This window comes from Pseudomonas sp. AP42 (assembly GCF_001728935.1).
Lineage (GTDB): Bacteria > Pseudomonadota > Gammaproteobacteria > Pseudomonadales > Pseudomonadaceae > Aquipseudomonas > Aquipseudomonas lactis.
Map to the genome: position 1 here is coordinate 1 of NZ_LYSO01000044.1, position 14,839 is coordinate 14,839.

14 protein-coding genes are annotated in these 14,839 nt (G+C 61.4%); 11 read left to right on the top strand and 3 right to left on the bottom strand.

Annotated features, from left to right (window positions below; all coding sequences use genetic code 11):
* Positions 1-397: 397 nt before the first annotated feature.
* Both A7K61_RS16940 and A7K61_RS16945 read right to left on the bottom strand, forming a co-directional pair.
* Positions 398-1,873 (bottom strand): inorganic phosphate transporter, encoded by a 1,476-nt coding sequence (locus A7K61_RS16940; protein WP_003189291.1) that lies wholly within the window; start codon positions 1,871-1,873, stop codon positions 398-400.
* A 332-nt stretch (positions 1,874-2,205) separates the two neighbouring features.
* A complete protein-coding gene (locus A7K61_RS16945; protein WP_003189295.1) occupies positions 2,206-2,406 on the bottom strand; it encodes a hypothetical protein in 201 nt (66 codons plus the stop codon).
* A gap of 574 nt (positions 2,407-2,980) precedes the next feature.
* Between A7K61_RS16945 and pcaR the strand changes: the two genes are divergently transcribed.
* The 11 genes from pcaR to pcaC all read left to right on the top strand — a co-directional run bounded on the left by pcaR (position 2,981) and on the right by pcaC (position 13,773).
* The gene (pcaR, locus tag A7K61_RS16950) at positions 2,981-3,823 is read left to right on the top strand and encodes a pca regulon transcriptional regulator PcaR (RefSeq protein WP_003189296.1); all 843 of its coding nucleotides are present in this window, start codon (positions 2,981-2,983) and stop codon (positions 3,821-3,823) included.
* A 145-nt stretch (positions 3,824-3,968) separates the two neighbouring features.
* Entirely contained in the window at positions 3,969-5,309 is a 1,341-nt protein-coding gene (locus A7K61_RS16955; protein WP_069557980.1) for an MFS transporter, read from the top strand.
* Between the two features lie 248 nt (positions 5,310-5,557).
* Complete coding sequence (locus A7K61_RS16960) at positions 5,558-6,415, top strand: CoA transferase subunit A (protein ID WP_003189300.1); 858 nt, start codon at positions 5,558-5,560, stop codon at positions 6,413-6,415.
* The gene (locus tag A7K61_RS16965) at positions 6,415-7,194 is read left to right on the top strand and encodes a CoA-transferase subunit beta (protein ID WP_044272685.1); all 780 of its coding nucleotides are present in this window, start codon (positions 6,415-6,417) and stop codon (positions 7,192-7,194) included. The genes A7K61_RS16960 and A7K61_RS16965 overlap by 1 nt, the downstream gene beginning before the upstream one ends.
* Positions 7,191-8,393 carry a 3-oxoadipyl-CoA thiolase gene (gene pcaF / locus A7K61_RS16970; RefSeq protein ID WP_171905480.1) on the top strand — a complete coding sequence of 401 codons (1,203 nt, stop codon included), beginning with the start codon at positions 7,191-7,193 and terminating at the stop codon, positions 8,391-8,393. The genes A7K61_RS16965 and pcaF overlap by 4 nt, the downstream gene beginning before the upstream one ends.
* A 21-nt stretch (positions 8,394-8,414) precedes the next feature.
* A complete protein-coding gene (pcaH, locus tag A7K61_RS16975) occupies positions 8,415-9,119 on the top strand; it encodes a protocatechuate 3,4-dioxygenase subunit beta (RefSeq protein WP_044272687.1) in 705 nt (234 codons plus the stop codon).
* A 1-nt stretch (position 9,120) separates the two neighbouring features.
* A complete protein-coding gene (pcaG, locus tag A7K61_RS16980) occupies positions 9,121-9,687 on the top strand; it encodes a protocatechuate 3,4-dioxygenase subunit alpha (protein ID WP_044272689.1) in 567 nt (188 codons plus the stop codon).
* Between the two features lie 207 nt (positions 9,688-9,894).
* Positions 9,895-11,190, top strand: a complete 1,296-nt coding sequence (locus A7K61_RS16985; protein ID WP_069557982.1) for an MFS family transporter — start codon at positions 9,895-9,897, stop codon at positions 11,188-11,190.
* Positions 11,191-11,200: 10 nt separating this feature from the next.
* The gene (locus A7K61_RS16990) at positions 11,201-12,565 is read left to right on the top strand and encodes a 3-carboxy-cis,cis-muconate cycloisomerase (RefSeq protein ID WP_069557983.1); all 1,365 of its coding nucleotides are present in this window, start codon (positions 11,201-11,203) and stop codon (positions 12,563-12,565) included.
* A gap of 10 nt (positions 12,566-12,575) precedes the next feature.
* On the top strand, positions 12,576-13,367 hold the full coding sequence (gene pcaD / locus A7K61_RS16995) for a 3-oxoadipate enol-lactonase (RefSeq protein WP_069557984.1): 792 nt from the start codon (positions 12,576-12,578) through the stop codon (positions 13,365-13,367).
* A 10-nt stretch (positions 13,368-13,377) separates the two neighbouring features.
* Positions 13,378-13,773 carry a 4-carboxymuconolactone decarboxylase gene (pcaC, locus tag A7K61_RS17000; RefSeq protein WP_044272695.1) on the top strand — a complete coding sequence of 132 codons (396 nt, stop codon included), beginning with the start codon at positions 13,378-13,380 and terminating at the stop codon, positions 13,771-13,773.
* 131 nt (positions 13,774-13,904) lie between these two features.
* Here the strand turns inward: pcaC and A7K61_RS17005 are convergent, their stop codons facing one another.
* Positions 13,905-14,804: a polysaccharide deacetylase family protein gene (locus A7K61_RS17005; RefSeq protein ID WP_069557985.1), complete on the bottom strand. Its 900-nt coding sequence runs from the start codon at positions 14,802-14,804 to the stop codon at positions 13,905-13,907.
* Positions 14,805-14,839 lie beyond the last annotated feature (35 nt).

Below are 14,839 nucleotides of genomic sequence, written 5' to 3' on the forward strand. Positions count from 1 at the left end.
TAAGCGAGGTGCCGAGTGGTGGGGTAAGAGCCTTTTGCTTACTTTTGGGCTCTTTTCAAAAGTGAGCCGCCGTCAGGGCGGAACCCTAAGTGGCCGTTACCGCAGCAATGGATATGTACTCGGTATAACAGTGTCGACTGTGAGGCCGTCATCGCAGGCAAGCCAGCTCCCACAGTTGGATCGCGGGGGTGTCAGTTAGATAGGTGTAGGCTGTCAGGGCGTCTTCGCAGGCAAGCCCGCTCCCACAGTTTGATTGCGGGGTGTCAGGTAGATAGGCGTCGGCTGTCCGGTCGCCACGGGGGCAAGATGCCTTGCCACAGGTGGACTACGGTGCGCTTGGAACATAAAAAAAGGTGCGACCCTCGCGGATCGCACCTTTTTTATTGCCGGCTGGCTATCAGTTGCCCAATGCCTTGGACGCCAACCAGAACAACCCGGCCGAGAGGCCTACGGTCGCTGGCAAGGTCAATACCCAAGCCATCAGGATGGTCTTGACCGTGCCACCTTGCAGGCCGCTCTTGTTGGCAACCATCGTGCCCGCCACGCCAGAAGACAGGACGTGAGTGGTGGACACTGGCAGGGCGAAGATATTGGCAAAGCCGATCATCGTGGCCGTGGTGATTTGCGCCGACATGCCCTGGGCATAGGTCATGCCTTGCTTGCCGATCTTCTCACCGATGGTCAGCACCACGCGCTTCCAGCCCACCATGGTGCCCAAGCCCAGGGCCAGTGCGACCGCGAGGATCACCCAGAACGGGGCGTACTCGGTGGTGGCGGTCAGGTCTTTGCGCAGCTTGTCGAGGTCGGACTTCTCACGGGAGTCCAGGCCTGGCAGCTTGCCGACTTTCTTCGCGGTGTCATCCAGGCAAAGCAGGTAACGACGCACTTCGATGCGGTGGTCGGCCGTCAGCGAGTGGTAGTCCGAGACGCCCTTGAGGGTGCCCAGCAGCGCGTTGATCGTCGGTTCGGTCTGCTGCGGGTTGCAGCGGAACTTGCCCGGCAGATCATCCTTCACGCTTTTGCCCAGGGCCAGGAACTCACCGAGGGTCTCGTGGTTGCGCTGGTAGAACTGGTTCAGGTGCAGGGTGGCGTCGCGGGTACGTTCGATCTGGTAGGTGGTGCTGCCCAGGTCCAATACGAACTGCGCGGGCACGATACCGATGAGTACCAGCATGATCAGGCCGATGCCTTTCTGGCCATCGTTGGAGCCGTGCACGAAGCTCACAGCCATGGCCGAAATCACCAGCACCAGGCGGTTCCAGAACGGCGGGTGCTTTTTGTCGTCAAGCTTGCGGCGCTGGTCCGGGGTCTTGTGCATCTTCGACAGCGGGCGCCACCACTTCAGGCCGATCAGCACCAGGGCGGCGACCAGGAAGCCCGCCATCGGCGAGAACACCAGCGACGCGCCGATATCCACGGCCTTCTGCCAGTTCACACCGTCAGCCAGGGGGATGTCGTTGATCAACGCGTTGGCCAGGCCGACACCGAGGATCGAGCCGATCAGGGTGTGGGAACTGGAGGCGGGGATACCGAAGTACCAGGTGCCCAGGTTCCAGGTGATTGCCGCCGCCAACAACGAGAAGACCATTGCCAGGCCATGGCCGGTGTTCACATTGATCAGCAACTCCACCGGCAGCAAGTGCACGATGGCGTAGGCGACACCGACACCACCGAGCAATACGCCGAGGAAATTGAACACCCCGGAGAAGAACACGGCCAAGTGTGGCGGCATGGCTTTGGTATAGATGACTGTGGCCACCGCGTTAGCGGTGTCATGAAAGCCATTGATGAACTCGAAGGCGAGGACAAAGGCCAGGGCGAGCAACAGGCTCACGAGAACCCAAGCATCCAGTCCGCTGAATAAATCGATCATGAAGGTTTTCTGACCCGGTCGTAAGGGGGCGCGATTATGCCAGAAAACATCAGTAATCGATGCATTAGCTGCTCATCGGTAACAATCTTCCTGGAAAAAAATGCGGCAAGACGCACGCATCCCAGGGTTTTCGGGGCTTTGGCAAGTCTTTGATTTATAAAGCGCAGGCCCCAGAAGACGGGCTTTCTTCATGAAAACGCCATGCCTGAAACATTTGTATGAAATTTCGTAGGTGGATGTAGGTTGCTGCCCAGCGGACGCTAAAGCAGGTGCCCTCTGCCAGTACTGCACCGGCAGAGACAGCACGACCCTTGAAGCTCGAACCGAAGCGCTTATGGCTCCTCGGTCTTGAGTTCCTGCTCGATCTTTTGGATTTCCTGGGCAAATGCCTGGTCCAGCAGGCTGGCACGTTTACGCCATGGCTTGCGTTCCGGCTCGGGTTGCGCGGCGTAGGTGGTGACTTCCCCGCCGTAGACATCCTTGTAACGTTGCTCCTGGCGCTCAAGTTCCGCGCGCAGTTCATCTTTCGTCACAGTATTACCTAATGAGTTGAGTTTATTGATTGCGCAGCGTCATGCCTGAAAGTCGTCCTCGGGCGATACCAAATAAAACAGTCGAACCGTTCAAGTTGGTACATGGGCCTGAGGGCCGTTCTTTTAAGCGAGTACTTGTGACCGGCGTCGCCAGCAGCCTGCAATGCCTGGTGAGCTCCACTCCCGATGGTGATACCGGGCTGACCTCTGCACAGGTTGCATTATAGCGGCGCATTTGAATAACACTATCATCATGAAGTTAAAAAGCGTCAACGACGTGTCTGGAGTTTGTTACATACCGCCGCATTATTGTGAACGCCGTCATCTTCATGTCTACATTTGAGTTCTGCGTTGATTTCGCTTGATTGATCGGCATTAGGGTAAATGTCTACGCTTTACAGAGGCATCAGGCAAATCTGAAACGTTAGCGGGTGGGGCTGCGCCAAATTGCGATAATCGCATGATCGTCCGATAATCGCCCAATGTTGCCGCCGCTGGCTTGTGCGGTGCGACCGGCACGGCTTGTAATAGCCGCCAACCCTCCCGTGGTGATAACAAGAGAAGGCCCTTTGAAATGAACGATCAATTGCGCAACTCCTTTGCATCAGTGGCGCCGCCGATCGTGGCTTCACCGGCCAAGCGTATCCAGGCATTCACCGGTGATCCGGATTTCATGACGTCCCTGGCCCGTGGCCTGGCCGTGGTGCAGGCGTTCCAGGAGCGCAAGCGTCACCTGACCATCGCCCAGATCAGCCACCGCACGGAAATTCCCCGCGCTGCGGTGCGCCGTTGCCTGCATACCTTGATCAAGCTCGGCTACGCCACCACGGACGGGCGCACCTATTCGTTGTTGCCCAAGGTGCTGACCCTCGGTCACGCCTATCTGTCGTCCACACCGCTGGCTGTCTCGGCCCAGCCTTATCTGGACCGCATGAGCGAGCAACTGCATGAAGCCTGCAACATGGCGACTCTGGAGGGCGATGACATCCTTTATATCGCCCGTTCTGCCACTACCCAGCGCCTGATCTCGGTTGACCTTTCGGTAGGCGGGCGCTTGCCTGCGTATTGCACGTCCATGGGCCGCATTCTGCTGGCCGCCCTCGACGATGCCTCGCTGCAGGATTACCTCGACCATGCCGACCTGCAAACCAAGACCAGCCGCACCCTGACAACACCGCAAGCGTTATTCGAATGCCTGCAACAGGTGCGTCAGCAGGGCTGGTGCATTGTCGACCAGGAACTGGAGCAGGGCCTGCGCTCCATCGCGGTGCCGGTGTATGACGCGTCCGGCCAGGTATTGGCCGCGCTGAATGTCAGCACCCACGCCGGTCGGGTCAGCCGCAGCGAGTTGGAGCAGCGCTTTTTGCCGAGCATGCTCAGCGCCAGCCGTGAGCTGAGTGCGCAGCTGTTTGCCTAAGCTGTTCGGTGACCGCACAGATCCCGGCGGGCTCGATTGACGGTGTTTCCCTTGGCTTATTAATGTGCGGCAGCGCTCTGAGGAGCTGCCCTATAAGAACGACGGCCTCAGGCCGTCAGTCCGCCATCGGTGTGGAATAAAAATAATGAATCAGCCTTCTGTCGGTACCACCCTGGACGTACAGTCCTTTATCAACACCCAGCCACTTTCGCGCTATCAGTGGCGCGTGGTGATCCTGTGTTTCCTGATTGTCTTTCTCGACGGCCTCGATACAGCCGCCATGGGCTTTATCGCGCCGGCACTGTCCCAGGACTGGGGCATCGACCGCGCCAGCCTCGGCCCGGTGATGAGCGCCGCGTTGATCGGCATGGTGTTCGGCGCACTCGGTTCCGGCCCGCTGGCCGACCGCTTTGGCCGCAAAGTCGTGCTGGTCGGCGCGGTGTTGGTGTTTGGTGCGTTCAGCCTGGCGTCGGCCTACAGCACCAATGTCGACCAGTTGCTGGTACTGCGCTTTCTCACCGGCCTGGGCCTGGGCGCCGGCATGCCGAATGCCACCACCTTGCTCTCTGAATACACCCCCGAGCGGCATAAATCCTTGTTGGTGACCAGCATGTTCTGTGGCTTCAACCTGGGCATGGCCGGCGGTGGGTTTATTTCGGCCAAGCTGATCCCCGCGTTCGGCTGGCACAGCCTGTTACTGATCGGCGGCATCCTGCCGTTGATCCTGGCGGTGGTGCTGTTGGTGTGGCTGCCGGAGTCTGCCCGCTACCTGGTGGTACGCAATCGCGGCACCGACAAGGTACGCAAGACCCTTGCCCCCATCGAGCCAAACATCGTTGCCCAGGCCACTCATTTCAGCGTACCGGAGCAAAAAACCGTCAAGGCCCGCAATGTGTTCGCAGTGATCTTCTCGGGCACCTACAGCGCTGGCACCTTGCTGTTGTGGCTCACGTATTTCATGGGCCTGGTGATCGTTTACCTGCTGACCAGTTGGCTCCCCACCCTGATGCGCGACAGCGGCGCGAGCATGGAGCAGGCCGCGTTTATCGGCGCGTTGTTCCAGTTTGGTGGGGTGCTGAGCGCGGTGGGCGTGGGCTGGGCGATGGACCGGTTCAACCCGCACAAAGTGATCGGCACGTTCTATCTGCTGGCCGGGGTGTTTGCCTACGCGGTAGGGCAGAGCCTGGGCGACATCACGCTGTTGGCCACCCTGGTGCTGGTCGCCGGGATGTGCGTCAACGGTGCGCAATCGGCAATGCCATCCCTGGCGGCACGTTTCTATCCTACTCAGGGCCGTGCCACCGGGGTGTCGTGGATGCTCGGCATCGGCCGCTTCGGCGCGATCCTGGGGGCGTGGATGGGCGCTACCTTGCTGGGCCTGGGCTGGAACTTCGAGCAGGTGCTCACGGCGCTGGTGATTCCGGCGGCATTGGCCACGGCAGCGGTGGTGATCAAGGGCATGGTCAGCCATGCCGATGCCACCTGAAACCGATCACTACCCCTGTGGGAGCTGGCTTGCCTGCGATAGCGGTGTTGAATCCACAGGCGCCATCGCAGGCAAGCCAGCTCCCACATTGCCCCTGTTCTTGCAGATGATTAGTTAAGTAACAATTGGTTCGATAATCGAACACTCAGTCGATTATCGGATTGTTTGACCCATTACCCCGGCTTAACCTTCAAGCACTTCGGCGCCACCTCAGCGCCTTTTTCGATCAACACCGGGAGCCCAACCCCATGGCTGAAATCCTCACCCTGCGTGATGCGGTCAAGCGCTTCGTGAACGACGGCGATACCGTCGCCCTCGAAGGCTTTACCCACCTGATCCCTACGGCCGCAGGCCATGAAATCATTCGTCAGGGCAAGAAAGACCTGACACTGGTGCGCATGACGCCTGACCTGATCTACGACCAGTTGATCGGTGCCGGCTGTGCGCGCAAGTTGATTTTCTCCTGGGGCGGCAACCCGGGCGTGGGTTCCCTGCATCGCCTGCGTGACGCGGTAGAGAAACAATGGCCGCAAGCGCTGGAGATCGAAGAGCACAGCCACGCTGACCTGGCCAATGCCTACGTCGCCGGTGCCTCCGGCCTGCCGTTCGCCGTGTTGCGTGCCTACGCCGGTTCCGACTTGCCCAAGGTCAACCCGCTGATCAAGACCGTCACTTGCCCCTTCACCGGTGAAGTGCTGGCGGCAGTGCCATCGGTGCGTCCGGACATCACTGTGATTCACGCGCAGAAAGCCGACCGCAAAGGCAACGTGCTGCTCTGGGGCATTCTGGGGGTGCAAAAGGAAGCGGCCCTGGCGGCCAAGCGCTGCATCGTCACCGTCGAGGAAATCGTCGACGACCTGAACGCGCCGATGAACAGCTGCGTGCTGCCGACCTGGGCGCTGACGGCGGTGTGTCACGTACCCGGTGGTGCCCATCCGTCCTACGCGCACGGCTACAACGAGCGGGATAACCGCTTCTATCAGGCGTGGGACCCGATTGCCCGCGACCGTGGGACGTTTACCGCCTGGATCGACGAATATATCCATGGCACTGCCGACTTCAGTGAATTCCAGGCCAAGCTGGCCACCGCGCAGGAGGCTAAGTAATGGCTTACTCCACCAATGAAATGATGACCGTCGCCGCCGCACGCCGCCTCAAGAACGGCTCGGTGTGCTTCGTCGGCATCGGCCTGCCATCGAAGGCCGCCAACCTGGCGCGCCTGACATCGTCGCCGGATGTGGTGCTGATCTACGAGTCGGGCCCGATTGGGGCCAAGCCCAGCGTATTGCCGCTGTCCATCGGTGATGGCGAGCTGGCGGAGACCGCTGACACTGTGGTGCCCACCGGTGAGATCTTTCGCTACTGGCTGCAGGGCGGGCGTATTGATGTCGGCTTTCTCGGCGCGGCCCAGGTCGACCGTTTCGGCAATATCAACACCACCGTGGTCGGTGATTATCACCAGCCCAAAGTGCGTTTACCGGGTGCCGGTGGCGCGCCGGAAATCGCCGGTTCCGCCAAGAGCGTGCTGATCATCCTGAAGCAGTCGTCCCGTTCGTTTGTCGACAAACTCGATTTCATCACCTCTGTGGGGCACGGCGAAGGTGGCGACTCACGCAAGCGTCTGGGCCTGCCCGGCGCCGGCCCCGTGGGCATCATTACCGACCTGTGCATCATGGAACCGGAGGAGGGCAGCCATGAGTTCGTGGTCACTGCGCTGCATCCGGGCGTGACCCGCGAGCAAGTGGTCGCCGCCACCGGCTGGGCGATTCGCTTTGCCGACCAGGTGAGCACCACCGCTGAACCCACCGAGATCGAACTGACCGCCCTGCGTGACCTCGAAGCGCGCACGGCGGCTGCCCACGGCCAAGCACCGGGAGAAGCCTGATGCGCGAGGTTTATATCTGTGATGCCATTCGCACGCCTATCGGCCGTTTCGGCGGTGGCCTGTCCACGGTGCGTGCCGACGACCTGGCGGCGCTGCCGATCAAGGCGTTGATCGAGCGCAACCCATCGGTGGACTGGAGCGCCGTAGACGAAGTCTTCCTCGGCTGCGCCAACCAGGCCGGTGAAGACAACCGCAACGTGGCACGCATGGCGTTGCTGCTGGCGGGGCTGCCGGAAAGTATTCCTGGTGTGACCCTCAACCGCTTGTGCGCCTCGGGCATGGATGCCATCGGCACCGCCTTTCGTGCGATTGCCAGCGGTGAAATGGAGCTGGCGATTGCCGGTGGCGTCGAGTCGATGTCCCGCGCTCCGTTTGTGATGGGCAAGGCCGATGCAGCGTTCTCGCGCAACATGAAGTTGGAAGACACCACTATTGGCTGGCGCTTTATCAACCCGCTGATGAAGGCCCAGCACGGCGTGGATGCCATGCCGCAGACCGCCGATAACGTGGCCGATGACTACCAGGTCTCCCGCGCCGACCAGGACGCTTTCGCCCTGCGCAGCCAGCAACGCACCGCCGCTGCCCAGGCCGCCGGGTTCTTTGCCGAGGAAATCGTTCCGGTGCGGGTCGCGCATAAAAAAGGCGAGACCCTGGTGGAACACGATGAACACCCACGGGACACCACGTTGGAAGCCCTGGCCAAGCTCAAGCCGGTCAACGGCGCGGACAAGACCGTCACTGCTGGCAATGCCTCGGGCGTCAACGATGGCGCCGCCGCGCTGATCCTCGCCAGCGCCGAGGCCGTCAAGCAACACGGCCTCACCGCCCGCGCCCGTGTGCTGGGCATGGCCAGTGCCGGTGTCGCCCCGCGGGTGATGGGCATCGGCCCGGTGCCGGCGGTACGCAAACTGGTGGAGCGCCTGGGGTTGGCGGTCACCGACTTTGACGTGATCGAACTCAACGAAGCCTTCGCCAGCCAAGGCCTGGCGGTGCTGCGCGAACTGGGTATTGCCGACGATGCGCCCCAGGTCAACCCCAACGGCGGCGCCATTGCCCTCGGCCATCCCCTGGGGATGAGTGGTGCGCGGTTGGTACTGACGGCCCTGCACCAATTGGAAAAAACCGGCGGCCGCAAAGGCCTGGCGACCATGTGCGTTGGCGTTGGCCAAGGCCTGGCCCTGGCGATTGAACGCGTCTGATAACTAAAAGAGGATTGCTCCATGAGTGACAAGCCCGGTTACCGGCGCCCGCAAGCGGGCACTCAACCTGATTACCTGCACCCGGCCTACCAGTCGACGAACCTGCGTTCGCCGTCCCAGCCGTTGGTGTTCCTGCCCCATTCCTTGTCGGAAATCACCGGCCCGACCATCGGCGCCGAACGTATCAATGACAAGGACAACGATCTGACGGCCCAGCATGAGGGCGAGCCGCAAGGCGAGCGCATCATCATTCATGGCCGTGTGCTGGACGAAAACGGATTGCCAGTGCCGGGCATCCTCGTGGAGATCTGGCAGGCCAATGCCGCTGGCCGCTACAACCACAAGCGCGACCTGCACGATGCGCCGCTGGACCCGAATTTCACCGGCACCGGGCGCACCGTCACCGACGCCGACGGCTGGTACCAGTTCCAGACCATCAAGCCTGGCGCCTACCCGTGGGGCAACCACCACAACGCGTGGCGCCCGGCGCATATCCACTTTTCGCTGTTCGGCCCCAGCGTGCTGACGCGCTTGGTGACGCAAATGTATTTCCCGGGCGACCCGTTGCTGGAGTACGACCCGATCTACAACTGCGTGCCGGATACCAGCGCCAAGCAACGCTTGATTGCCAGTTTCGACCTGGAAAAAACCATTCCTTCCTATGCCCTCGGTTACCGTTGGGACATCGTCCTGCGCGGCCGCGACGCCACGCCGATGGAGAAATGAGATGACACTCAACGCGACCACATCCCACACCGTCGGGCCGTATTACCACATTGGCCTGACCTGGCTGAACCGTGAAGACCTGACCGTCACCGCCACCCTCGGCGAACGCGTGGCAATCAGCGGGCAAGTGGTGGACGGCAACGGTGATGTCGTCAACGACGCCATGCTGGAAGTCTGGCAGGCCAATGCCGCCGGCAAATATGCCCACCCCGAAGATGAGCAGGACAAAGCGCTGGACCCGAACTTCGAAGGTTTCGGCCGCGTGCCGGTGGATGCCGAAGGGCGTTTTCGCTTTACCACCATCAAGCCGGGCAGTGTGCCGGGGCTCAAGGGCACCACCCAGGCGCCGCATTTGGTGGTGCTGGTGTTTGCCCGTGGGTTGGTGAAGCACTTGCTGACGCGGATTTATTTTGACGGTGAGGCGCTCAATGGCGATGACCCGTTGCTGGCGTGTGTACCGGCGGAACGTCGTAGCACCCTGATTGCCAAGGCTGATGCGGCAGGGGTTTATCAGTGGAATGTGATTTTGCAGGGCACAGATAAGGAAACGGTATTCTTCGACTATTGACCGCTCTTGTAGGAGCGAGCTTGCTCGCGAAAATCGCCAACGATAACGCGGTCAGCTTGAATGAACGCGGCGCTCTCAGGTTTTTCGCGAGCAAGCTCGCTCCTACAGGGATGAGGTTCAGGCTCCACCTATCCAAAAGTCTGCTTGCGGAACAGGGTTGTTGCAAAGTATGTCTAGGCTATAACCGTTCCCACTGAGTAAAAAAACATGACAACAAAAACCAGCCACTACACCGGAGAAGAACGCAGCAAACGGATCTTTGCGATTGTCGGTGCTTCCTCCGGCAACCTGGTCGAATGGTTCGACTTCTACGTCTATGCCTTCTGCGCGATTTATTTCGCCCCGGCGTTTTTCCCCTCGGATGACCCTACGGTGCAGTTGCTCAACACCGCCGGTGTGTTTGCCGCCGGGTTCCTGATGCGCCCGATTGGCGGCTGGTTGTTTGGCCGGGTGGCCGACAAGCACGGGCGCAAGAATTCGATGATGATTTCGGTGCTGATGATGTGCGGCGGCTCCCTGGTCATCGCCTTCCTGCCCACCTATAACGACATCGGTGCCTGGGCCCCGGCTTTGCTGTTGGTGGCGCGGCTGTTCCAGGGCTTGTCGGTGGGTGGCGAGTACGGCACCACGGCCACCTACATGAGTGAAGTCGCGCTCAAGGGCCAGCGTGGCTTCTTCGCCTCGTTCCAGTACGTGACCCTGATCGGCGGCCAGTTGCTGGCGGTGCTGGTGGTGGTGATCCTGCAACAGATCCTCACCGAAGAAGAACTGCGCGCCTGGGGCTGGCGCATCCCGTTTGTGATCGGCGCCATTGCCGCCGTGATCTCCCTGCTGCTGCGTCGCACCCTGAAAGAAACCACCAGCAAGGAAATGCGCGAAGACAAGGACGCCGGCAGTATCGTCGCGCTGTTTCGCGACCACGGCAAAGCCTTCATCACGGTGCTGGGCTACACCGCCGGCGGCTCGCTGATTTTCTACACCTTCACCACCTACATGCAGAAGTACCTGGTGAACACCGTGGGCATGCACGCCAAGACCTCGAGCTACATCATGACCGGCGCGCTGTTTCTGTACATGTGCATGCAGCCGTTGTTCGGCATGTTTGCCGACAAGATCGGCCGACGTAATTCGATGCTCTGGTTCGCTGGCCTTGGCACGCTGTTTACCGTGCCGATCCTGCTGACCTTGAAAACCGTGACCAGCCCGTTTCTGGCCTTTGTGCTGATCACCCTGGCCTTGGCGATTGTCAGCTTCTACACCTCCATCAGCGGCCTGGTCAAAGCGGAGATGTTCCCGCCGCAGGTGCGTGCATTGGGCGTGGGCCTGGCGTATGCAGTGGCTAACGCGGTGTTTGGCGGTTCGGCAGAAGTGGTTGCGCTGAGCCTCAAATCCATCGGCATGGAGAACACCTTTTATTGGTACGTCACCGCGATGATGGCGGTGGCCTTCCTGTTCAGCTTGCGCCTGCCGAAACAGGCGGCGTACCTGCATCACGATCTGTAAGGGATGAGTTATGACGTTGCGCACGAGCAATCAACTGTTCGACGCTTATTTCACCGCTGACAGCATGGCCGACGTGTTCTGTGACCAGGGACGCTTGCAGGGCATGCTGGATTTCGAAGCCGCACTGGCCCGGGCGCAGGCCCGCGTCGGGTTGATTCCCCAGGCCGCCGTCGCACCGATTGCCCAGGCGTGCCTGGCGTCGTTGTATGACGTGGATGCCCTTGGCAGCGCGATTGCCACGGCGGGCAACTCAGCGATTCCATTGGTGAAGGCGTTGGGCAAGTTGATCGCCAGTGAGGACGCCGACGCCGAGCGTTATGTGCACCTGGGCGCAACCAGCCAAGACGTGATGGACACCGGCCTGGTGCTGCAACTGCGCCGTGGGGTGGAACTGATCGAGGCCGACCTGGCTCGCCTGGGGGATGTGTTGGCCGCCCAGGCCCAGCGTTATGCCACCGTGCCTTTAGCCGGGCGCACCTGGTTGCAGCACGCGACGCCGGTCACCCTGGGGATGAAAATCGCCGGTTGGCTGGGCGCGGTGACGCGCAGTCGCCAGCGCCTGGCCGAATTGAAGCCGCGCCTGCTGGTGCTGCAATTTGGCGGCGCATCAGGCACGTTGGCGGCGCTCGGCGAACACGCCATGCCGGTGGCCGAAGCCTTGGCCGCCGAGTTGCAACTGGGCTTGCCGGAACAACCCTGGCACACCCAGCGTGACCGCCTGGTGGAGTTTGCCAGCCTGCTAGGCCTGATCGCCGGCAGCCTCGGCAAATTGGGCCGCGATATCAGCCTGTTGATGCAGACCGAAGCGGCGGAGGTGTTCGAGCCTTCGGCGCCGGGCAAGGGCGGTTCGTCCACGATGCCGCACAAGCGCAATCCAGTGGGCGCCGCGGTGCTGATCAGCGCAGCCACCCGTGTACCGGGCCTGGTGGCGACGATGTTCAGCGCCATGCCCCAAGAGCACGAACGCAGCCTGGGCTTGTGGCACGCCGAATGGGAGACCTTGCCGGAGATTTGCCGCCTGGTGTCCGGTGCCTTGCACCAGGCAATTCTGGTCAGTGAAGGGTTGGAAGTGAATGCCGAACGCATGGCACAGAACCTCGACCTGACCCAGGGCCTGGTGCTAGCCGAAGCGGTGAGTATCGTGCTCGCCCAACGCTTGGGCCGCGACACCGCGCACCATCTGCTGGAACAGTGCTGCAAACGTGCGGTAGCCGAGCAGCGCCATTTGCGCGCGGTGCTGGCCGATGAAGCGCACGTCACCGCCGAGTTGTCAGCGGCTGAACTGGACCGCCTGCTCGACCCGGCCCACTACCTGGGCCAGGCGTCCACCTGGGTTACGCGTGCAGTGACCGAACATTTTGCTTTGACTGCCTGAGGAGAACGCTGTGGCTTTTGTACAACTCGCCCAGGGCGAACTGCATTACCAACTCGAGGGGCCCGCCGACGCACCGGTATTGGTGCTGTCCAATTCCCTGGGTACCGACCTGCATATGTGGGATATCCAGATTCCGGCCTTCACCGAGCATTTTCGCGTGCTGCGCTTCGACACCCGCGGCCACGGCCAATCCCTGGTGACCGAGGGGCCTTACAGCATTGAGCAACTGGGCCAAGACGTGATCGCACTGCTGGATGCGCTGAATATCCAGAAGGCGCATTTTTGCGGATTGTCCATGGGCGGCTTGATCGGCCAATGGCTGGGCATCCATGCCGGCGAGCGTCTGCAACGGCTAGTGGTGTGTAACACCGCGGCCAAGATCGGTACCCCCGAGGTATGGACCCCGCGTATCGAAATGGTCCTGCGTGATGGCGCAGCCGCGATGGTAGCGCTGCGCGATGCGTCGATTGCGCGCTGGTTCACCGCAGATTTCGCCGCCGCCCACCCGCATCAGGCCAAGCAGATCACTGACATGCTCGCGGCCACGTCGCCCGAGGGGTATGCCGCCAACTGCGGCGCCGTGCGCGATGCGGATTTCCGTGAGCAACTGGCGTCGATCAAGGTGCCGACCCTGGTGATTGCCGGCACCGAAGACGCGGTGACGCCGCCAGCCGGTGGCCACTTTATCCAGAGCCATGTGCAGGGTGCCGAATATGCCGAGTTCCATGCGGCGCACCTGTCCAATGTGCAAGCCGGTGCCGCGTTCAGCGACCGGGTAATTAAATTCCTGCTGGCCCGCTGAGGAGCTGTTTGTGGACGAGAAACAACGTTACGCCGAGGGCCTGCAGGTGCGCCGCGAAGTACTGGGCGATGCCCACGTCGACCGCAGCCTCAATGCCCTGACCGAGTTCAACAGCGAGTTCCAGGAAATGATCACCCGCCACGCCTGGGGTGACATCTGGACCCGCCCAGGCCTGCCTCGGCATACCCGCAGCCTGATCACCATCGCGATGCTGATCGGCATGAACCGCAGTGAAGAACTGAAACTGCACCTGCGCGCTGCCGCGAGCAACGGCGTAACCCGCGCCGAGATCAAGGAAGTGTTGATGCAGAGTGCGATCTATTGCGGGATCCCGGCAGCGAATGCGACGTTTCACTTGGCGGAGTCAGTGTGGGATGAGTTGGGGGTGGAGTCTCGCGAGACCTGAGTTGGAATACGATCTAAATGTGGGAGCGGGCTTGCTCGCGAATGCGGTGGGCCAGCCACACATCTGTGGACTGGCCCACCGCATTCGCGAGCAAGCCCGCTCCCACAGGGGGTCTCCACCTGACTCAGGTATCAGTGGGAATCAGCATCCCACACCCAATTCCACACCCCCGGCAGATGCACAGGCGCGTTCACAGCCTTGACCGTACGGGCCAGCGCTGCACGTTCCAGCGCGGCGTGGTCGGTATAGAACGGCTCTGCCGCTGTCTTCAAACCGTTGACCCGCGCGCTGTCCATCAGGATCTGCAAGTACTCCTGCATATGCCGCGCGGTGTAGCGGTTGATGTCATGGAAGGTCACCACCACCGGGATCACGCCCTCCACCGTCGGTAGCTCACCCAAGGCGATGCGCTCGCGCACCACCGACAGTTGCCGATACAGGTTGGCCCGCCGACGCGGGCTGGCGTTGAAACCCCAGATCTTGCCGTCATTGGCACTCAAATCCGTCAGCAGTACCTGCATGCCGTGGCGTTGATAGGCGGCGAAGGTGCGCTTGTCGTAGTTCCAGAAGGGCGGGCGTACCAGCACGGGTGGGGCGCCCGTGATGGCGGCAATGTCTGCGGCGCCTTCGGTAAGGGTGTGTTCCAGCGTGGCGTCATTCAACCAACGATGATTGGTGTGAAACGCGGTGGCGGTGTGGAAGGCCAGGACGTGACCGGCGGCGTGTTCACGCTCCATGGTCTTGCGCCCCCGGGAACTGCCGCCTGAGCGAGCGGCCTCGGTCTGCAGGAAAAACACCGCCTTGATCCCCGGCAGCACCGGATTATTGGCCAGGTCGGCCACTACCGAGCGGCTCGGGTTGTTGTAGCCGGAGGCGCTAGGGCCGTCATCGAAGGTCAGCAGAAAGCGGATTGGCGCCTGGGTTTGCAGGCGCTGTTCGGTTTGAGGCGTCAGGGCGATGGGCGCGCTGATACAGCCCCCCAGGCTCAGGGCCAGGGCAAACAATGCGATTGCTGTAGCGAAGGATTTCATGCCGTGCAGGGCCCGAGTAAAGGCCGCTGCTGGGG